Raw genomic sequence first — 20,297 nt, forward strand, 5'->3', positions numbered from 1 at the left:
GAATGCCCACCGACCTCTCTACCGCCGAGCGCGCCTTTCGCCCGGTTCATCCGCCGCGGGTGCGCCTGAGCGACATCGCCCGCGCCGTGCCCGCTCTGTCCGTGACGGACGACGCCGTCGTCAGTGGTGTGTGCCTCGATTCCCGAGCTGTGCAAGCGGGGGACCTCTACATCGGGCTCCCCGGCGCCCGAGCGCACGGGGCCACCTTTTCCGACGCGGCGGCCGCCGCCGGCGCGGCCGCGATCCTCACGGATGACGAGGGCCTTGCAGCAGCCGCGGCGACCGGCTTGCCCGTGGTGAGCACGACGTCGGTGCGCGCGGTGATCGGTGACGTGTCCGCGTGTGTCTTCGGAACCCAGTCCGATGCGCCCGCCCTCTTCGGGGTGACCGGCACGAACGGCAAGACCACCACGACCTATTTTCTCCGCTCGCTCCTGAATGCTCTGGGGCGGAGCACAGGACTGATCGGAACGATTGAGATCGTCGCGGGGCAGACCCCCATTCCGTCAGTTCTCACGACCCCCGAAGCGACGCAACTCCATGCGCTGCTCGCGCGAATGCGGGACGGCGGCATCGACGCCACGGCGATGGAGGTGTCCTCTCATGCCTTGGACTACGGGCGGGTCGCGGGCCTGCGCTACGCCGTGGCAGGTTTCACCCAACTCACTCAGGATCATTTGGATCTGCACGGCACGATGGAGGAGTACTTCGCCTCCAAAGCGCGCCTCTTTGAGCCGGAGACGAGCCGCGCCGCGGTCGTCACCGTGGACGACGCGTGGGGGCGGCTCCTGGCCGCGCGGCGTCGAGAGACCGGCTCCCACGTTCTGACGCTCGCCACCCGAGACGACGGCGCGGAGGCCGACTGGACGGTGACGGACGTGGCTGCTCACGGATTAGGCCACGAGTTCACGTTGCGGAACGCTACAGGCGACGCCGTGAGCGCCCGGGTGGGGCTGCCAGGGGACTTCAACGTCTCTAACGCGGCGCTGGCCCTGACGATGATCTTGGCCTCTGGGATCGGTGTGGCCGCTCTCCAGCAGGCTCTCGACGAGCAGGATCCGCTCTCCGTTGCGGTGCCGGGACGGATGCAGGTGATCTCCCACCGGCCGGCCGCCGTGGTGGACTTTGCTCACAACGCTGATGCGCTCCAACGTGCTATTGCTGCGGTGCGTCCAGCGTCCGGCCGAGTCATCACCGTGTTCGGGGCTACGGGGGACCGGGACGCCACGAAGCGGCCCGTGATGGGGGCGGTCGCCGCCGAGTGCAGCGACGTCGTGATCATCACCGATGACGATCCGCATAGCGAGGATCCAGCGGCCATCCGCTCGGACGTCCTCGCCGGGGCGCGCCAGGCCGTAACGGACCAGTCCCTGACCACAGCCGTGATCGAGGCGTCCCCGCGGGCCGCTGCCATCCGTCACGCGGTTCAGCTCGCCACCGAAGAGGACACCATCCTCGTGGCTGGGCGTGGGCATGAGACGGTGCAGGACGTCGCCGGCGTCGATCATGCGCTCGACGATCGTACGGAGCTCAGCGCAGCGCTGGTCGCCGCGGGATTCACACCGATCGCCTCCAACGAGACCAGCACCACCGCCTCAGAAGCCGACGGCCAGCGTGGTGAGGGAGTAAAGTCCTCATAGCCATGATTGAACTCAACACAGCCCAGATCGCCGAGATCACCGGCGGCCGCCTCAGCGCTACCGCGGACCCAGCCGCTCGGATCATGGGCGTCGATACCGACTCGCGTCAGATGCAGCCCGGATGGCTCTTTGTGGCCAAGCCCGGTGAAGTCTCTGACGGACACCATTTCATTGACCAAGCGTTCGCAGCTGGCGCGCGCCTGGCGCTGACCGAGCGCGTCACGCTGGATGCGAGTGGCAACGAGCACCCGGCTGTCATCGTCGAAGACGCCGTGGACGCCATGGGCCTCATCGCGGCCCATCAGGTGGCCTATCTCAAGGCCCGCGGCGCGCGCGTTGTCGGCATTACCGGCTCGGCGGGCAAAACCACCACCAAAGACCTTCTCGCGGCCGTTCTCTCGACCGACGGTGAAACGCTCTCACCCGTTGGCTCCTACAACGGCGAAGTCGGCGTTCCCCTGACGGTCTTCCGTGCGGAGGAGACGACGCGCAATCTCGTCATTGAGATGGGCGCGACAGGGATCGGCCACATTACCTATCTCACGGACATGGTCGTCCCTGACGTGGGCGTCGTCCTCTGCGTGGGCACGGCACACGCCGGCGAATTCGGCGGTGTGGACAACATTGAGCAGGCCAAAGGTGAATTGGTCGAGGCCCTCAGCGCTGACGGCACCGCCGTCGTGAACCTTGACGACGCGCGCGTCGCCCGGATGCGTCAGCGAACTCAAGCGCGCATCGTCGGATTCGGCATTGACCCGGCGCCACAAGAGCACGAGGTCCTCGGAGCGAGCGATGTTTCGGTGGGCGCGAATGGATGCCCAGAGTTTGACCTGACGTTCCCCGATGGGTCCCGTCACCACGTTCAGTCAGGGTTGATGGGGCGCCACCACGTGTACAACGTCTTGGCCGCTGCGGCCGCCGGTTATGCTCTCGGGGTGGCGCCAGCGACGATTGTCGAGCAACTTGACGGCCGTGGGCCAGCGAGCCGCTGGCGCATGGAGCGGACGGAGCGGCCCGACGGCGTCACCGTCATCAATGACGCCTACAACGCGAATCCGGAATCCATGCGCGCTGCTCTGCAGACGCTCGCCGAGCTGGGACTGCCCGACGGCGACGGCGCCGCTCGCCGTACGTGGGCGGTGCTGGGCCCCATGCTGGAACTTGGCGACGAATCCCTCCTCGAGCACGACCTTCTGGGCCGCCAGGCGGTGCGGTTGAACATCAAGAAGCTCGTGGTCATCGGTGCTGAGGCCAAGCCCGCGTACAACTCGGCAGTCCTGGAGGGTAGCTGGGGGGACGAGGCGTACTACGTCGAGACCTGCGACGAAGCTGCGGCTTTGCTGCAGCGTGAAATCGCCAGCGGGGATATCGTATTGTTCAAGTCGTCCAACTCGGCAGGCTTGCGGCACTTGGGCGATCAGGTAGCGCAGGCACATCCGAACGCCGCCCTTGTCGAGGAGAGCTCAGAATGATTGCACTACTTTTGGGCGCTTCGATTGCGCTGCTTCTCTCCTTCATTGGCACGCCCGTCTTGATCCGCCTGTTGGTCCGGCGCCAGTACGGCCAGTTTGTCCGCGATGACGGGCCGACGTCCCACCACACCAAGCGGGGGACCCCCACCATGGGCGGTGCCATGATTGTGCTGTCCGTCGTCGTGGCGTACTTCCTGACCCATGGGATCCGCATGCTCACGGCAGAGCATGCCACCGGGCCGACGGCGTCTGGCTTGCTGCTGCTCTTCCTCATGGTGGGTATGGGCCTCGTGGGCTTCCTCGACGACTTTACGAAGATCTCCAAGCAACGCAGTCTGGGGCTCACGGCGTGGCAGAAGGTCTTCGGCCAAGCAGTCGTGGGCATCGCCTTTGCGTTGCTGGCATTGCAGTTCCCGGACGATAAGGGACTGACTCCGGCCTCGCTGAACATCTCCTTTATCCGCGATATCCCGTGGCTGGACCTTGCCTTCTTCGGCCCGGTCATCGGCGCCATCCTGTTTGTGATCTGGGCGAACCTCATCGCCACCGCCACGACGAACGGCGTCAATGTCACCGATGGGCTCGACGGACTGGCCACCGGCGCTTCGATCATGGTGTTTGGGGCTTACACGCTCATGGGAATCTGGCAATACAATCAGGCCTGTGGCTCTTCCCGGTCGATCGGTTCCGTGTGTTACGAGGTGCGGGATCCCATGGATCTCGCCCTGCTCGGAGCCATTCTGTGCGGTGCGCTGATTGGCTTCCTGTGGTGGAACACCTCGCCAGCCCATATTTTCATGGGCGACACGGGCTCGCTGGCCATTGGCGGCGCCCTGGCGGCCTTCGCCATCCTTTCCCGCACTGAGTTGCTGCTCCTGGTGCTGGCGGGCCTCTTCGTCATCATCACGCTGTCCGTCATCATTCAGGTGGGGTACTTCAAGATCTCTGGTGGTCAGCGCGTGTTCCTGATGGCTCCGCTGCAGCATCACTTCGAGCTGAAGGGATGGGCCGAGGTCACCGTCGTGGTCCGCTTCTGGATCGTGGCCGGGCTCTTCGTGGCGGCCGGTCTGGGAATCTTCTATGCCGAATGGGTGGTGGGGCTCTAAATGACGTCGCTCGACGAACTGACCAGTTGGGATGCGGACTTTACCGGGCTTCGCGTGGTCGTCGCCGGCCTCGGAGCCAGCGGCTTCTCCGCCGCCGACACGCTGATTGAACTCGGCGCGCGCGTCGTCGTCGTGGACGGGCGTGATTCGGAAGAGAACGCCCAGCGCGGGGACACGCTGAAGATCGTCGGCGCCGCCGACGTCCTCTTGGGCGCTGAGCACCAGGACCGGTTGCCGAAGATCGACGGCGAAGAGGCGGACCTCGTGGTCGTCTCGCCTGGCTGGAACCCCCGCCAGCCGCTCATCGCAGAAGCCGAGGCTGCCTCGATTCCGGTCTGGGGCGACGTCGAACTCGCGTGGCGTGTGCGTCAGCGGGAGGGCCGGCCGACGGCCGAGTGGCTGGTGCTGACCGGAACCAATGGCAAGACGACCACCGTGTCGATGGCCGAATCCATGTTGCAGGCCGCCGGGCTGCGCGCTCTCGCCGTCGGCAACGTCGGCACCCCTATTCTGGACGCGATCCGCGATCCGCAGGGCTATGACGTGCTCGTCGTTGAACTCTCCAGTTTTCAGCTGCACTACACGCACACGATGTCCCCGCTCGCGTCCGTGGTGCTCAACCTCGCCGAGGATCACGTGGATTGGCACGGTTCTTTCGAGGCCTATCGGGAGGCGAAGGCGCGGATCTACGAACGCACGCGCGTCGCAGCGATCTTCAATGCACAGGCGCCGGAGACCATCCGGATGGTGGAGAACGCCGACGTGATCGAGGGCTGCCGGGCGATCGGATTCACCACGGACGTGCCAGCTCGCAGCATGGTGGGCCTCGCCGAGGGCCTCTTGGTCGATCGGGCCTACCTCGAGGACCGGGCCAATTCAGCGATCGAGCTCGCGACTTTGGAGGACGTCGGCGAATTGGCCGCGCGGCACAACGTGGCCAACGCCCTGGCGGCGGCGGCCCTCGTGCGCGCTTATGGCGTGCCGCCGGAGTCCATCCGGGACGGATTGCGGTCCTACCAACCGGGCGATCATCGGATCCAGGCCGTCGCGCGGCGCGACGACATCCTGTGGATCAACGATTCGAAGGCCACCAACCCTCATGCCGCCGCCGCATCCCTCTCGTCGTTCCGGTCTGTCGTCTGGATCGCCGGCGGGCTGTCTAAGGGTGTTGACTACCACGATTTGATTGCGGACAACGCGGATCGCTTGCGCGCCGTCGTGACCATCGGCCTAGACACCGCGGATCTTGAGGCGGCACTGAGAGAACACGCTCCGAATGTGCCCGTCTTGCCCACCGGGGTGAGAGACACTGGAGAAGGCCAGCAGGATGCCTCACCGGGCGCCGTGATGCGGCGCGCGGTGGAACGCGCGGCGGAGGTCGCGCAAGCCGGGGACACGGTCTTGATGGCGCCCGCGGCGGCATCGATGGACCAATTCGCGTCCTACGCGCAGCGTGGAAATGCCTTTATTGAGGCGGTCAGTGAATTGATGGAAGACCCCGGACGGGGTGGTGAAGCGGAGTCGGAGGGCAGCTGACGTGACGACCCGGCGGGCAGGCGCGATGACGCGATTTTGGCGTCTGCTCGAAGGCAGCGACGGCGCCCGCAACGGGGGCTACTACCTGATCTTGGGTAGCACGTTGGCCATGACAGCCATCGGGTTGCTGATGGTGCTCTCTTCATCGTCGGTTTCCGCCATTTCGCACGAGTCCAATTCCTACGGACTGTTTCTACGGCAGGGAGTTTTCGCTGTCGTCGGCGTGATCGGCATGCTGGTCCTCGCCCGGATCCCCGCCAGCGGGTATCGCAAGCTGGCCTGGCCGATCCTCGGCGTCGCCATCTTGGGCTTGCTCTTGGTCCTGACTCCGCTGGGCGTGACGGTCAACGGCAACCGGAACTGGATCGAGATCGCCGGCTTCCGGGGTCAGCCGTCGGAGGCCGCCAAACTGGCCTTGGCCATCTGGGGCGCCCACGTGCTGGCGACCAAGCGCCACCTGATCAGCGACTGGAAGCACGCACTGGTTCCCGTCGTGATTCCCGGCGCAGCGATCATCTGTCTCTTTGTGCTGTTAGGGCACGACGTCGGCACGCTGCTCGTCATTGTGCTCGTGGTGGTCGCCATTCTGTTCTTGGCCGGGGCGCCCCTGCGCCTCTTCATCGTCGGCGGAGTGCTCGGTCTGGTCGGCATGGTGGCCGTATTCACCATGTCGGACAACCGCATGCAGCGCCTGAACGCGTGGCTGCAGGTGGATTGTGACGTCAACCCGACGTGCTATCAGCCGATGCACGGTTTCTACGCGTTGGCCTCCGGAGGCTGGTGGGGGGTCGGCCTTGGGCAGTCCCGTCAAAAATGGAACTACCTCCCCGAAGGTCAGACCGACTACATCTTGGCCATCATTGGCGAAGAGCTGGGGTTCATCGGCACACTGGTGATCGTGGTGCTCTTCGCTGTCTTGGCCATCGCGATGTACCGGGTGGCCGTCCGCAGCCAAGATCCGTTCATCCGCGTGGCGACCGGCGGCATCATGGCCTGGATCATCGGGCAGGCCTTTATCAACATGGGCATGGTGACCGGTCTCTTGCCCGTGATCGGTATTCCGTTGCCCTTTATCTCCTATGGTGGATCGGCCCTCGTCATCTCCTTGGCGGCCATCGGTGTTGTCCTCTCTTTCGCCCGGCAATCTGCAGCCGAGGCGGCTTCCCTTCCACCTCAACGAAAGAACAGTCCGTCGTCATGAACGCCCTTTCCGTGGTCCTTGCTGGCGGTGGCACCGCTGGTCACATCTCCCCGCTCCTCGCGATTGCCCGCGCACTTGAGGCGGCAGACCCAGCGACCCGCATCACCGCCGTCGGAACCGCCTCTGGCATGGAAACTCGCCTCGTGCCGGAGGCCGGGTATCGCTTAGAGACGATCGAGCGCGTGCCGATGCCGCGCCGGCCATCGCCTGCCCTGCTGAAGCTGCCCGCGCGGTTCGCCAAGGCGGTTCGACGCGCCGGCGCGATTCTTGACGACGCCGAGGCCGACGTCGTCGTGGGGGTGGGCGGCTACGTCTGCACCCCGGTGTACGTCGCGGCCAAGCGGCGGAAAATTCCCGTGGTCATTCACGAGGCGAATGCACGGGCGGGCTTGGCCAACAAGGTCGGCGCTCGATTTGCCGCCCGCGTGGCCACGGCCTTTGCGGGGACTTCTCTGCCGGGGGCACACGTCATCGGCATGCCGATGCGCGCCGAGGTCGCCCAGCTGGATCGCCGCGCGGCACAACACGAGGCCCGGATTAGCCTCGGTTTGGATCCGCAGAAGAGGACGCTAGTGGTCACGGGTGGATCATCCGGGGCCGTGTCCATGAATCATGCCGTCGCGGGCGCTGTGGAATCCATCGCCGCCGCTGCCGATCGACTGCAGGTGCTGCACGTGACGGGCCGCGATAAGCGGGTGCTCGACGCCGAGGGGGCTCTGTTGTCTGCACCCGGCTACGTGCAGGTGGAGTACGTCGATGGGATGGAGCGTGCCTATGCCGCGGCGGATCTCATGGCGTGCCGCTCCGGGGCGGGCACGGTGTGCGAGCTGGCCGCCGTCGGGCTGCCGTCGGTCCTCGTGCCGTTACCCATCGGCAACGGCGAACAACGACATAACGGTGCGCCGTTGGTGGCCGCTGGTGGTGCGGTCATGGTGGACAATGATCAGTTCACAGCCGACTACGTGCGAACCGAAGTGCTGCCCTTGGTGGCTGACGCGGACCGGTTGGATCACATGGGCCGGGCGGCTGCTCAGCATGGGCGCCGAGACGCGGCCGAAGTCATGGCGCAGCTGGTTTTCGAGGCCGCCGCCGGAGCATGAAAAAGGTAGGGGAGAACATCGTGACTAACGGAGCCCAGCAGCCGCTACAGGACTTGGGCCGCGTCCACTTTTTAGGACTCGGCGGCGTCGGCGTTTCAGCGGTGGCGCGGCTCATGCAGGCCCGAGGGCAGCAGATTTCGGGCACCGATGCCAAGGATTTGCCGGTGCTTCGCGAGCTCGCGGCTGCGGGCGCCCGGGTGCACGTGGGCTACGCCGCCGAGAATCTGGGCGACGTGGACACGGTGGTGACGTCCTCGATCATCAAGCCGGGTAACCCAGAATATGATGCGGCTGTGTCGCGGGGACTGCGGCTCCTGCACCGCTCCGAGGCCCTTGCCGAAACGATGCGTGGGCATCGGGTGGTGACGGTCGCTGGTACCCATGGCAAGACCACCACGACCTCGCTCATCGCCGTGATGCTTCGGGAAGCGGGTGTGTCTCCGTCGTTTGCCATTGGGGCCAACGTCGGTGGGCTCGGCGTGAATGCGGAGCTCGGCACCGGCGGCATTTTCGTGGCCGAAGCGGACGAGTCGGATGGTTCGTTCTTGAACTATTCCCCGGACATTGCCGTCGTGACCAATGTCGAGGCCGATCATTTGGATCACTACGGGACGGCGGAGGCGGTGCATCAGGCCTTTACGGACTTCGCGTCGTTGCTGCCGGATGGCGGCCTGCTCATCGCCTGCGCGGACGACGACGGGGCCGCCGCCTTGGCGGCGCGGGTGCGGTCCGAAGCCCAGCGAGTCCGGGTGGTGACCTACGGATTCTCCGCTGGGGCCGACTGGCGGCTCCGGCATCCTCAGGCCGATGGCTTGAGGTACCGGGCCACACTTGAGCGGACGTCGGAGGAGGACTCCGCGCTGGCCGCTGGTCCCTTCACCCTTGACCTCGCCGTGCCCGGAGACCACAATCTCCTCAACGCCGCCGCTGCCTTCGCCGTGGGACATGAGGTGGGCCTGACGCCGGTGCAGGCCCTGGCCGGGCTCGCAGCGTTCCGGGGGGCCGCGCGCCGCTTTGAGTACCGCGGTGAGGCGAACGGGGTGCGTGTTTATGACGACTACGCGCATCATCCCACCGAAGTGAGCGCTGCCTTGCGTGCGGGACGTGCGGTGGCTGGCGAGCGCCGCCTCCACGTTCTGTTCCAGCCGCACCTCTTTACCCGCACGCAAGCTTTTCACGCCGAGTTCGCCAGCGCCCTGTCATTAGCCGATTCCGCGTGGATCCTCGATATCTACCCCGCTCGTGAGGAACCCCTGGAGTCGGTCACCAGCGCACTCATCACTGATGCGCTCACCACCGCGGGTGGGCCCGTGTCCGCCGCGGAGGCGGCTGCGACGCTGGCCTCCACCGCGCGCAGCGGCGATGTGATCATGACCATTGGGGCGGGCGACGTTACGTCCTACGGGGGTGCCATCCTCGAGGAGCTCGGTGGGCGTGCCGACACGGGGTCCTAACGTGGCCGAGGGCACCAACGTCGTCGAGCTCCCAGCCGCGCCGGAGAACCCGTGGAAAAAGCGCTTGTTGCTCTGGGTGGGCGGGGCCTTGGCTTTTGTGCTGGTCCTGATCGGCGTGTTGTTGTACTCGCCGTTACTGGCGATCAAAAACGTTGAAGTGACGGGGAATTCCCTTGCGACGACCGCGTCGATTCAGGAGGACCTTGCCTCGTTGCAGGGACTGCCGCTTCCGCGAGTCGCCCCTGGGAACGTTCGCGACCTCCTCGCAGAGCAGCCGGCCATCGAGGATGTCATTATTCAGGCCGAAGCACCGGACACCCTGCGAGTTGAAGTCATCGAGTATCCGCCGGTGGCCGTGACACGGTCTGGGCAGGCGCACTGGCTGGTAGCTGCCGATGGGCGCAAGCTGCGGCAAATTGTGGACCGCGCCGCGTATGAGCTTCCGCTGATCTCTGAAGTCTCAGCGGATGCCAAGCCGGAACTTTTTGAAACCATCACGCGGGTGCTCTCCGTGCTCCCGGAGCCGGTGCTCGCGCAGCTAGAATTCGCGACAGCCGAGACGATCGATTCAGTCGAACTCGAATTAGTCTCGGGTGAGCGCGTCCGCTGGGGGAGCGATGAGCGCAGCGCGGAGAAGGCGAGCGTCTTGACCGCCTTGCTTGGCGCAGAGCAGCCCGAGGGGCAGCCCGCCGTCGAGGTCTACGACGTGTCGAGTCCGGAACGGCCAGTAACTCGTTGAGGCGGATTAGAACGACACGCGGCCCGGGTCATTGCACAAGAGCGTGGCGAACCATAGCGTCTACATAGCAGCAGGTTGACATAACTATAACCCTCAACTAGAGGGTTAGGGTTGAAGGTCGAACGCTACGCACCGCGGCCACGGCCAACCGGGGCGTAGGTACAGCACAAGCACACACCGAGCAAGGGAAACAGGACGTGGCAGCTCCCCAGAATTACCTCGCCGTCATCAAGGTCGTCGGCATCGGCGGTGGCGGCGTCAACGCCGTGAACCGCATGATCGAAGTCGGTCTTCGTGGCGTCGAATTCATTGCGATCAATACCGACGCGCAGGCGCTGCTTATGAGTGATGCGGACGTCAAGCTCGACGTCGGACGCGAGCTCACGCGTGGCTTGGGCGCCGGCGCAAACCCAGAGGTCGGCCGACAGGCGGCGGAGGATCACGCCGAGGAGATCGAAGAGGTCTTGCGGGGCGCGGACATGGTCTTTGTCACCGCTGGCGAGGGCGGCGGCACGGGTACCGGAGGTGCCCCGGTTGTGGCCCGCATCGCGCGGTCACTCGGAGCCCTGACCATTGGCGTCGTGACCCGGCCGTTCACCTTCGAGGGGCGCCGCCGGGCAAATTCCGCAGAGGCGGGGATCGATGCCCTGCGGGACGAAGTCGACACCCTCATCGTCATCCCGAACGATCGTCTCCTGTCGATCAGCGACCGCAACGTGTCCGTCCTCGACGCCTTCCGTTCTGCGGATCAAGTTCTGCTTTCGGGTGTGCAGGGCATTACGGATCTGATCACGACCCCGGGGCTGATTAACCTCGACTTTGCCGACGTGAAGTCGGTCATGCAGGGGGCCGGTTCCGCGTTGATGGGCATCGGTTCCGCGCGGGGCGACGACCGCGCCGTCAAGGCAGCCGAATTGGCGATTGCATCCCCGCTGCTTGAGGCATCGATCGACGGCGCGCACGGAGTGCTGCTCTCCATTCAGGGCGGATCCGACTTGGGGCTCTTCGAGATCAACGAGGCCGCTCGCTTGGTCCAGGAAGTGGCCCACCCCGAGGCCAACATCATTTTCGGTGCCGTCATCGACGACGCATTGGGTGACGAGGCGCGAGTGACCGTCATTGCTGCCGGATTTGATCAGGTGGACGTGACGAACGCACCGGCCCAGCCGCAAAACAACAACGCACAGGTCGCTGCGGCCGCGGCGTCCACCCTCGCCGCCGGCGAGACTGCCTCCGGAGCCAGCGCACCGACCAGTGGAACCAACGTTCCGGGCACGATGCCCCTGGATGCGCCCTCCGGTGTCGCCAGTCCGTCGGCATCCCAGCCGTCCGCGGCGTCTGCCGCCGAACCAGGCGCGGAGCGCCAGTATGAGGAACTGCCCACCGTGGTGGATCAGGACCTCAGTTCCGCGGAGAATGACGACTTGGATGTTCCGGATTTTCTGAAGTAAGTCGGCCGTGTCGACAACCGGCCGGCGAGGCGCCTTGCGTGCGTCTTGCCGGCCGGTTGTTCGCTGTTAAAAGGGAAGGATCATCGGGCGAATGTTGCGTTGGAGCGCGCCGTTGGGTGACCAAGAGACTGTCCACGTGGCCTTCACCACAGTGGCGGAAGGCAATTTAGCGGCCCACGTCGGGGACGACCCGGCAGCCGTTGCCGCGCGCCGCGCGCGGCTAGCCCGTGAGCTGGGGCTGCCCGCAGCGGCACACTTCATGTCGCAAACCCACTCCACCGCCGTCGGCCGCATCGCCGGGGGAGAGGGCGCGGCAGAGTCTCAGCTAGAGGTCGACGCCTTGGTATCCCGCAGGGCGGACGCGCCGCTGGCCGTCCTGACTGCCGACTGCCTCCCTATCGTTTTCGCTGCGTACGGCGAGCGGGGTAGCGCCATCGCCGTTGCTCACGCCGGACGGCGCGGCCTGCTCGAGGGAATTCTGGCCAACGCTCTCGACGAGCTCCGTGAGGAGGCAGGCCCCGAGGCGACGGTCACCGCGTGGGTGGGGCCCGCCATCTGTGGGCGCTGCTACGAGGTGCCGGCTGACCTGCAGCGCGATGCCGAGGCCCTGATTCCAGGAGTCGCGTCGACGACGTCGTGGGGCACTCCCGCGCTCGATCTGCCCTCCGCGGCTGCCCGCTTCTTGACGCGTGAGGGGGTCGACGTCGTTCGCTCGGAGATCTGTACTTTCGAGGACGCGCGCTATTACTCGTATCGTCGTGACCGCGACGCTGGACGATTGGCAGGCGTCGTCTGGCGTGAACCAGGGCAGACCAGCACAGCATCCAACGACGGGGAGTGACAGAAAATGAACGATGGTGACGTGGCGCGCCGGGCGGATCTCGCTGAGCGGCTGAGCCGGGTTCAGGGTCGCATCGCGCAAGCGTCCCGAACTGCCGGCCGCACAGAAACGCCGCAATTGATTGTCGTCACGAAATTCTTCCCCGCCGCCGACGTGCGGCACCTCGCCGCGCTCGGCGTGCGCGAGGTCGGCGAGAACCGGGACCAAGAGGCGGCAGCGAAGGCCGCAGATACCGCCGACTTGGGCCTGACGTGGCACTTCATTGGCCAATTGCAGACCAATAAAGCCAAATCGGTGGCGCGCTATGCCGCCGCCGTCCATTCCGTCGATCGTGCGCAGCTGGTCTCCGCGCTGGGCAAGGCCGTGCGCGCCGAACGTGAGCGCGCCGTGGCCGCGTCAGAAACGCCTCGAGAGGCCATGACGGCGCTGGTGCAGGTCGACTTGCGTTCGGTGGCACAGCGGGAGGCGGCCGGCGGGGGGCGCGGTGGCGCGCTGCCGGAGGACGTCATGACGCTGGCGGCGGCCGTCGAGGGCGAAGAGGGCCTGACGCTGGGGGGTCTCATGGCCGTGGCTCCCTTGGAAGCGGACCCCGCCGAGGCCTTCGCCGCGTTGCGCGACGTGGCTGATGAGCTGCAGCGACAGTACCCGCACGCGCAGATGATTTCAGCCGGCATGAGTCAGGACCTCGAGGCCGCCGTGAGTGCGGGCGCGACACACCTGCGGATCGGCTCAGATGTGCTCGGGCCGCGGCCCGCCGTGCGGTAGCGTCGCCTTAAGCGGATGAGCCAGCGAATGTGAGGCGCTGGGCCGCGCACGAACATAAGGAGAAGACCATGGCTGGCGCATTGCGCAAGACGATGATCTACCTGGGGCTCGCTGACGGCGACGAGCATTACGCCGACGAGCAGGGCGTCGATGCGGTCGAACGCGACGACGTGCGCCGCTCGGAATCTCAGCAGGCCCAGGAATCACGGCCCGTCAAACCCGTTGCGGAATCCTCGGAGCGGGAGTCGGAGCAGGAATACCGGGCACCGGTCACGCCCATCAAACGGGCGGCATCATCTAGGGACGAGGATTTCGAATTGCGGCAGATCACGACCGTTCACCCCCGCTCGTATAACGATGCCAAGATCATTGGCGAGAGCTTCCGCGACGGGGTTCCGGTCATCATGAACGTCACCGACATGGGCGAGGCTGAGGCGAAGCGACTGGTCGATTTCTCGGCTGGCCTGGTGTTCGGCCTGCGCGGCACGATCGAGCGCGTGACCAATAAGGTCTTCCTCCTCTCGCCGTCGACGGTTGAGGTGCTCGGCGAGGACAAGAAGGCGTCCGAGGAACAGGCCGCTTTCTTCAACCAGAGCTAAGGCGGACTCGGGCTTCGTGGAACTCATCCTCGCGCCGATCTATATTCTCCTGACGATCTTCCAATTCGTCTTGATGATTCGGATCGTCTTCGACGTCGTGCAAATGTTCGCCCGCACGTGGCGGCCGAGTGGAATTTCGCTCGTCGTCGCCTCGTTCGTCTACCGCTTAACCGACCCGCCCATGCGCTGGTTGCGGAGCAAGGTTAAGCCGCTCGATCTCGGCGGGGTCCAACTGGATCTCGCATTTCTGATTCTGTTCTTCGCGGTAGTGATCGCCAAGGTGATCGTTTCCTCGATGGCCAGCTAGTGCAAAGAAGCTCATAAAATCTGGGTTTGTGTTTAGCTGACCGTGCAAGACCGTTATAGTCTTGTAAACAACGTGGCTCCGGGAGAGAAACTCCTTGAGGCACCGACTGTGACAAGCCTGCCCGGCCGGACGCTGCGGCCGGGAGAGACCCAAGTATTGAGGTGACCAGATGGCGCTCACGCCAGAAGACGTTGTCAACAAGCGCTTCCAGCCAACCAAGTTCCGTGAAGGCTACGATCAGGACGAAGTTGATGACTTCCTCGACGAGATCGTCGTCGAACTGCGTCGCCTGAACCAAGAGAACGACGAGCTGCGCCGTCGGGTGGCTGAGTTCGAGTCCGGCGACGGTGCCGAGACCGCTGCGGTACCGGCCCCAGTGGCCGCCGCTCCGGCCGAGAAGCCAGCCGCCACGGAGAAGAAGGCCAAGGACGAGGCCGCCAAGAAGGACGCAGCCGCGGAGAAGGCCCAGGAGAAGGTCGAAGCCCCGGCCGAACCGAAGGCTGAGAAGTCCGCTGCGCCGCAAGCTCAGGAGTCTGTGGCCGCGGCCGCCCCGGCTGCAGAGCCCGCCGCGGCAGGCGGAGCATCCGCGGAGTCCGCCGCCGGCGTGTTGGCCATGGCACAGCGCCTGCACGACGAATACGTCGCTGAAGGCAACCAGAAGCGGGACAAGATCATCGCTGAGGCACAGACTCAGGCGAAGACGCTCGTCGAGGCTGCCGAAGAGAAGAGCCGCCAAACGCTCAACGCTCTCGAAGTCCAGAAGACCGAGCTGGAGCAGAAGGTCGACTCGCTGCGCACCTTTGAGCGGGACTACCGCGGCCGTCTCAAGGCCTACATTGAGGGCCAGTTGCGTGAACTCGACGCCAAGGGCTCGTCCGCCCCGGACGGCGCGGACAACGCCTGATCTGGCACAGTGAAACGATCGGCGGCCGGAACTTCCGGCCGCCGATCGTTCGTTTAAGTAAGCATGCGAACCGGAAAGAAGGTCCTGGTGGAGTCAGCGTCACCTCAGCAGGCGGCGGTCTCGTCCCGACCGCGCCGCCTCGGCGTCATGATCGCCATGTTTGTCGTGGCTGTGGGGCTGGATCAGCTGACCAAATGGATCGTTGAGAGCCGGATGGAGCTCGGCGAATCGATCCCCGTCATCGACCCGGTGCTGTCGTGGCATTACATTCTCAACCCGGGCGCGGCCTTCTCCATCGGCACGGGATACACCTGGATTTTCACGATTTTTCAGGCCGCCGTCGTCATCTTTATCGCCGTGATTGCCGTGCGGGTGCGTTACTTACCGTGGGCCATCGCCCTCGGTGGTGTCGCCGGCGGGGCCGCAGGTAATCTCATTGACCGACTCTTCCGTGAACCATCGTTTGGCATGGGCCACGTCGTCGACTTCATTGCCTTGCCGAATTTTGCGGTTTTCAACATCGCCGATTCGTTCGTGGTGTGCTCCATGATTGGTGCCTGTCTGCTGATCTTCCGTGGCATCGCGCTGGACGGAACCCGAGCGGACGCCGACGCCGACGCCGACGCCGACGCCGACGCCGACGGTGCGGCGGAAACGGGGACGAAGGGTGAGTAAGTGCCTCAGCTGAGCGTTCAGGAGTACGACGCAGGCTCCCGGCTAGATGGTTTTGTCGCCGATACGCTCGGGATCTCGCGCACCCAAGCGGCGACCCTGTGCCGTGAAGGACACGTCAGGGTCGCTGGACGGCCAGCGGCCAAGTCTCGCAAGCTGGTCCCCGGCGAGGTCGTCGACGTGAGCATCCCCGAACGCCCGGATCCACTCGAAGTTAAGGTAGAAGCCGTGGAAGCGCTCTCGATCATTGCCGCCACAGAGGACTATGTGGTGATCAACAAGCCCGTTGGCGTCGCCGCCCATCCCTCGCCGGGTTGGGTTGGGCCGACGGTCGTGGGGGCTCTGGCCGCCGAGGGATACCGCATCACGACGTCGGGGGCCGCCGAGCGGCAGGGTATTGTGCACCGGCTCGACGTCGGCACGTCGGGACTCATGGTGGTTGCCACCTCCGAGCGCGCCTACACAGCGCTCAAACAGGCCTTTCGCGACCGGACACCGTCCAAGGTGTACCACGCCGTGGTACAGGGCCTGCCGGATCCGCTCAAGGGCACCATCGACGCTCCCATTGGCCGGCACCCCGGCCACGACTGGAAGTTTGCGGTCATTGAGGACGGGCGTCCGTCCATCACGCACTATGAGGTGCTGGAGGCTTTTGGCCGGGCCAGCCTCGTTGAGGTGCACCTCGAGACGGGGCGAACGCATCAGATTCGCGTCCACTTTTCGGCGCTGAATCACCCCTGTGCCGGGGATCAGACGTACGGCGCGGACCCGCGGCTCGCCGCCGCTCTGGGCCTGACGCGCCAATGGTTGCACGCGCATCGGCTCGGATTCCCGCATCCGGTCACGGGCGAATGGGTGGAGTATGAGGCGCCGTATCCGGTGGATCTGCACCAGTCATTGGAGTTGCTGCGCGACGGGTTGAGTCCGGCGTCCTAAACTGGTGGGGATGGCTACTCAAGACGGTTTCGTCCACCTCCACACGCACACCGAGTACTCGATGCTCGACGGGGCAGCCCGCCTTCCCGAACTCTTTGCGGAAACCGAGCGACTCGGCATGAACGCGATCGCGACCACGGATCACGGCTACCTCTTCGGAGCCTTCGATTTCTGGAACAAGGCCACCAATGCCGGCATCAAGCCCATCATCGGCGTCGAAGCCTATGTCACGCCCGGTACCGAGCGGCACGATAAAACACGCGTGAAGTGGCGGACCGAGGAATCCCAGCGCGGCGACGATGTCTCCGGCGGCGGCTTGTACTCCCACATGACGTTGCTGAGCTACAACAACACGGGAATGCGCAACCTGTTCAAGGGGTCCTCGCTGGCCTCTTTGGATTCTCCGCTGGGGAAGTATCCGCGGTGGGACCGTGAGCTGCTGAACAATCATGCGGAAGGATTGATTGCCACCACGGGGTGTCCCTCCGGCGAGGTACAAGTCAGGCTGCGCCTCGGCCAATACGAGCAGGCGAAGCAGGCCGCTGGTGAGTTTCGCGAGATCTTCGGTGCCGAGAACTACTTCTGTGAGTTGATGGATCACGGGCTCGAGATCGAGAAGCGTGTCACCAAGGATCTCCTGCGACTCGCCAAGGAACTCAACATCCCCTTAGTTGCCACGAATGATTTGCACTACACCCACGAGCACGACGCCAAGGCACACGAGGCCCTGCTGGCGATTAACTCCGGATCGACCCTGAACGAGCCGACGTACGACCAGGGTGGTTCGCGCTTTGCTTTCTCTGGCAGTGGCTATTACGTCAAGAGCCCGCGGGAGATGCGGGAGATCTTCGCGGAACTGCCCGAGGCGTGCGACAACACGCTGCTCATCGCCGAACGCGCCGATGTCTCCTTCGACATGGACGCCAACTACATGCCCAAGTTCCCCTGCCCGGAGGGGGAGGACGAAACGAGTTGGCTCATCAAGGAGGTGGACAAGGGACTGCACTACCGGTATCCGGACGGGATCCCGGACGATGTGCGCAAGCAGGCGGACTATGAGCTCGACATCATCATCAAGATGGGCTTCCCTGGCTACTTCCTCGTGGTGGCCGACTTCATTAACTGGTCCAAGGACAACGGCATCCGCGTGGGGCCGGGGCGTGGCTCGGGTGCCGGCTCGATGGTCGCCTACGCCATGCGCATCACGGACCTCGATCCGCTGCGCCACGGCCTGATCTTCGAGCGCTTCCTCAACCCGGACCGCGTCTCCATGCCCGACTTCGACGTCGACTTCGATGACCGGCGCCGCCCGGAGGTCATCAAGTACGTGACGGAGAAGTACGGCGATGAGCGTGTCGCCATGATCGTCACGTATGGCTCCATCAAGACGAAGCAAGCACTGAAGGACTCCTCCCGCGTGCTCGGCTATCCCTTCAGCATGGGCGAGCAACTCACCAAGGCCTTGCCGCCAGCGGTGATGGCCAAGGACATCCCGCTCAAGGACATCGAGAATCCGGACGCACCGCGTTACGGGGAAGCCGCGGACTTCCGCGAGCTGATCGGCACTGACCCCGAAGCGGCCCGCGTTTTCGAGACCGCCAAGGGACTCGAGGGCCTCAAGCGGCAGTGGGGTGTTCACGCCGCCGGCGTCATCATGAGCTCGGACCCGGTGATCGACGTCATCCCCATCATGCGCCGGATTCAGGATGGTCAGGTGATCACGCAGTTTGATTACCCCACGTGTGAGGGCCTGGGCCTGATCAAGATGGACTTTTTGGGCCTGCGCAATCTCACCATCATCTCCGACGCCGTGGAAAACATTCGCGCTAACAAGGGCGAGGACTTGGACCTCGAAACGCTCGATGTGGGTGACCGGGCGGCCTACGACCTGCTCGCTCGCGGCGACACGCTCGGGGTCTTCCAGCTCGACGGCGGTCCCATGAGGGCCCTGCTGCGCCTGATGCGGCCGGACAACTTCGAAGACATCTCCGCCGTCATCGCGCTGTACCGGCCCGGCCCCATGGGCGCAAATTCGCACAATAATTACGCACTGCGCAAGAACGGCCTTCAGGACGTTACGCCTATCCATCCTGAACTCGAAGAGCCGCTGCAGGAGATTCTGGATACCACCTATGGCCTGATCGTGTATCAGGAGCAGGTCATGGCGATCGCTCAGAAGGTCGCCGGATACTCGCTTGGCCAAGCCGACATTCTCCGCCGCGCCATGGGTAAGAAGAAGAAGGCTGAACTCGACAAGCAGTACGAGGCTTTCCATCAGGGCATGGTGGACAACGGCTTCTCCGAGGCGGCCATCAAGGCGCTGTGGGACATCCTGCTGCCCTTCTCCGACTATGCCTTCAATAAGGCACACTCCGCCGCGTACGGGCTCGTCTCTTATTGGACGGCCTACTTAAAGGCACACCATCCGGCTGAGTACATGGCCGCCCTCTTGACCTCCGTCGGTGATGACAAGGACAAGCTGGCCATGTACCTCAACGAGTGCCGTCGGATGGGCATCACCGTTCTGCCTCCCGACGTCTCCGAATCTGCACTGAACTTCACGCCAGTTGGCCGCGATATCCGCTTTGGGATGGGCGCCATCCGCAACGTGGGAACGAACGTCGTCAATGCCATGGTGGCGGCCCGCGAGGAGAAAGGGCGCTACGAGTCGTTCAGCGATTTCCTGCAGAAGGTTCCGGCCGTGGTCTGCAACAAGCGCACGATCGAATCCCTCATCAAAGCTGGTGCTTTCGATGAGATGGGGCACACCCGCCGGTCGCTGGCCATGATTCACGAGGAGGCCGTCGATTCGGTCGTCGTCCTCAAGCGCAACGAGGCAGCCAACCAATTCGACCTGTTCAGCGGGCTCGACGGCGCCGATGCCGGGTCCTCGTTGACCGTTGAAATTCCGGACCTTCCCGAGTGGGAAAAGAAAGACAAGCTGTCCTTTGAACGGGACATGCTAGGGCTCTACGTCTCCGATCACCCGCTTCAGGGACTCGGCGGCGTCCTGGAACAGCACGCCGACATGCCCATTAACAGCCTGCTCGGCGAGGACGGTCCGCACGACGGTCAGGTGGTCAAGATCGCCGGAATGATCACGTCGCTGCAGCGCCGCATCGCCAAGACCAGCGGCAATCCGTATGCCCGCTGCGAGGTTGAGGACATGTCGGGTTCCATCGAGGTGATGTTCTTCGGGCAGGCCTACGGCCCCATTGCGTCGGTTTTGGCTGAGGATCTCATCGTCGTCATCAAGGGACGTTTTCAGCGCCGAGACGACGGCGCCATCAGTATTTCGGCTCAGGAAATGACGATCCCGGAGATCAGTGAGGACGGACTGGCCGGACCCGTGGTGATCTCGATGCACAGCCACAAGGCCACCGAAGAGGTCGTCCAGCAGCTAGGGCAGGTTTTGCAAACGCACCCGGGGCAGACCGAGGTGCGGGTCAAGCTCGCTGGAACGCGGACGCAGCAGGTCATGCGGTTGGGTCCGGACTTCCGCGTCAACCCCAATCCCGCCCTGTTCGGTGACCTCAAGGTGCTGCTGGGGCCAGCCTGTCTGGACGCCTGACCA

General features: G+C 64.7%; 17 protein-coding genes. All 17 read left to right on the plus strand.

From position 1 onward, the window contains the following. Positions 1-2 precede the first annotated feature (2 nt). The 17 genes from IW252_RS12135 to dnaE all read left to right on the plus strand — a co-directional run bounded on the left by IW252_RS12135 (position 3) and on the right by dnaE (position 20,294). Positions 3-1,640: a UDP-N-acetylmuramoyl-L-alanyl-D-glutamate--2,6-diaminopimelate ligase gene (locus IW252_RS12135; protein ID WP_196836793.1), complete on the plus strand. Its 1,638-nt coding sequence runs from the start codon at positions 3-5 to the stop codon at positions 1,638-1,640. 2 nt (positions 1,641-1,642) lie between these two features. Further along, on the plus strand, positions 1,643-3,112 hold the full coding sequence (locus tag IW252_RS12140; protein ID WP_196836794.1) for a UDP-N-acetylmuramoyl-tripeptide--D-alanyl-D-alanine ligase: 1,470 nt from the start codon (positions 1,643-1,645) through the stop codon (positions 3,110-3,112). Then, the gene (gene mraY / locus IW252_RS12145; RefSeq protein WP_196836795.1) at positions 3,109-4,218 is read left to right on the plus strand and encodes a phospho-N-acetylmuramoyl-pentapeptide-transferase; all 1,110 of its coding nucleotides are present in this window, start codon (positions 3,109-3,111) and stop codon (positions 4,216-4,218) included. The genes IW252_RS12140 and mraY overlap by 4 nt, the downstream gene beginning before the upstream one ends. Continuing rightward, complete coding sequence (gene murD / locus IW252_RS12150) at positions 4,219-5,754, plus strand: UDP-N-acetylmuramoyl-L-alanine--D-glutamate ligase (protein WP_196836796.1); 1,536 nt, start codon at positions 4,219-4,221, stop codon at positions 5,752-5,754. It abuts the gene before it with no gap. 25 nt (positions 5,755-5,779) lie between these two features. Next, positions 5,780-6,955: a putative lipid II flippase FtsW gene (ftsW, locus tag IW252_RS12155; protein ID WP_196836797.1), complete on the plus strand. Its 1,176-nt coding sequence runs from the start codon at positions 5,780-5,782 to the stop codon at positions 6,953-6,955. Next, positions 6,952-8,055 carry an undecaprenyldiphospho-muramoylpentapeptide beta-N-acetylglucosaminyltransferase gene (gene murG / locus IW252_RS12160; RefSeq protein WP_196836798.1) on the plus strand — a complete coding sequence of 368 codons (1,104 nt, stop codon included), beginning with the start codon at positions 6,952-6,954 and terminating at the stop codon, positions 8,053-8,055. Before ftsW ends, murG begins: the two co-directional genes overlap by 4 nt. A gap of 20 nt (positions 8,056-8,075) precedes the next feature. Next, positions 8,076-9,509, plus strand: a complete 1,434-nt coding sequence (gene murC, locus IW252_RS12165; RefSeq protein ID WP_408065773.1) for a UDP-N-acetylmuramate--L-alanine ligase — start codon at positions 8,076-8,078, stop codon at positions 9,507-9,509. Further along, on the plus strand, positions 9,490-10,248 hold the full coding sequence (locus IW252_RS12170) for a cell division protein FtsQ/DivIB (RefSeq protein ID WP_196836800.1): 759 nt from the start codon (positions 9,490-9,492) through the stop codon (positions 10,246-10,248). The genes murC and IW252_RS12170 overlap by 20 nt, the downstream gene beginning before the upstream one ends. Positions 10,249-10,445: 197 nt before the next feature. Then, entirely contained in the window at positions 10,446-11,699 is a 1,254-nt protein-coding gene (gene ftsZ / locus IW252_RS12175) for a cell division protein FtsZ (RefSeq protein WP_196836801.1), read from the plus strand. Between the two features lie 136 nt (positions 11,700-11,835). Beyond that, complete coding sequence (locus tag IW252_RS12180; RefSeq protein WP_331271535.1) at positions 11,836-12,540, plus strand: polyphenol oxidase family protein; 705 nt, start codon at positions 11,836-11,838, stop codon at positions 12,538-12,540. Positions 12,541-12,546: 6 nt separating this feature from the next. Further along, a complete protein-coding gene (locus IW252_RS12185; RefSeq protein WP_196836803.1) occupies positions 12,547-13,305 on the plus strand; it encodes a YggS family pyridoxal phosphate-dependent enzyme in 759 nt (252 codons plus the stop codon). 68 nt (positions 13,306-13,373) lie between these two features. Further along, positions 13,374-13,904, plus strand: a complete 531-nt coding sequence (locus IW252_RS12190; protein ID WP_196836804.1) for a cell division protein SepF — start codon at positions 13,374-13,376, stop codon at positions 13,902-13,904. A 16-nt stretch (positions 13,905-13,920) separates the two neighbouring features. Further along, complete coding sequence (locus IW252_RS12195) at positions 13,921-14,211, plus strand: YggT family protein (RefSeq protein WP_196836805.1); 291 nt, start codon at positions 13,921-13,923, stop codon at positions 14,209-14,211. A 169-nt stretch (positions 14,212-14,380) separates the two neighbouring features. Further along, on the plus strand, positions 14,381-15,115 hold the full coding sequence (locus IW252_RS12200) for a DivIVA domain-containing protein (protein ID WP_196836806.1): 735 nt from the start codon (positions 14,381-14,383) through the stop codon (positions 15,113-15,115). A 63-nt stretch (positions 15,116-15,178) separates the two neighbouring features. Continuing rightward, the gene (gene lspA, locus IW252_RS12205; RefSeq protein WP_408065774.1) at positions 15,179-15,790 is read left to right on the plus strand and encodes a signal peptidase II; all 612 of its coding nucleotides are present in this window, start codon (positions 15,179-15,181) and stop codon (positions 15,788-15,790) included. Further along, a complete protein-coding gene (locus tag IW252_RS12210) occupies positions 15,791-16,723 on the plus strand; it encodes an RluA family pseudouridine synthase (RefSeq protein WP_196836807.1) in 933 nt (310 codons plus the stop codon). A 10-nt stretch (positions 16,724-16,733) separates the two neighbouring features. After that, positions 16,734-20,294: a DNA polymerase III subunit alpha gene (gene dnaE / locus IW252_RS12215; RefSeq protein ID WP_196836808.1), complete on the plus strand. Its 3,561-nt coding sequence runs from the start codon at positions 16,734-16,736 to the stop codon at positions 20,292-20,294. Positions 20,295-20,297: the final 3 nt, after the last annotated feature.

This window comes from Zhihengliuella flava, assembly GCF_015751895.1.
Lineage (GTDB): Bacteria > Actinomycetota > Actinomycetes > Actinomycetales > Micrococcaceae > Zhihengliuella > Zhihengliuella flava.

Coding starts and splice junctions, on each gene's coding strand:
- murG (WP_196836798.1), top strand. CDS start 6,952: ATGAACGCCCTTTCCGTGGTCCTTGCTGGCGGTGGCACCGCTGGTCAC.
- ftsW (WP_196836797.1), top strand. CDS start 5,780: ATGACGCGATTTTGGCGTCTGCTCGAAGGCAGCGACGGCGCCCGCAAC.
- dnaE (WP_196836808.1), top strand. CDS start 16,734: ATGGCTACTCAAGACGGTTTCGTCCACCTCCACACGCACACCGAGTAC.
- murD (WP_196836796.1), top strand. CDS start 4,219: ATGACGTCGCTCGACGAACTGACCAGTTGGGATGCGGACTTTACCGGG.
- IW252_RS12185 (WP_196836803.1), top strand. CDS start 12,547: ATGAACGATGGTGACGTGGCGCGCCGGGCGGATCTCGCTGAGCGGCTG.
- IW252_RS12140 (WP_196836794.1), top strand. CDS start 1,643: ATGATTGAACTCAACACAGCCCAGATCGCCGAGATCACCGGCGGCCGC.
- IW252_RS12200 (WP_196836806.1), top strand. CDS start 14,381: ATGGCGCTCACGCCAGAAGACGTTGTCAACAAGCGCTTCCAGCCAACC.
- IW252_RS12135 (WP_196836793.1), top strand. CDS start 3: ATGCCCACCGACCTCTCTACCGCCGAGCGCGCCTTTCGCCCGGTTCAT.
- lspA (WP_408065774.1), top strand. CDS start 15,179: ATGCGAACCGGAAAGAAGGTCCTGGTGGAGTCAGCGTCACCTCAGCAG.
- mraY (WP_196836795.1), top strand. CDS start 3,109: ATGATTGCACTACTTTTGGGCGCTTCGATTGCGCTGCTTCTCTCCTTC.
- IW252_RS12190 (WP_196836804.1), top strand. CDS start 13,374: ATGGCTGGCGCATTGCGCAAGACGATGATCTACCTGGGGCTCGCTGAC.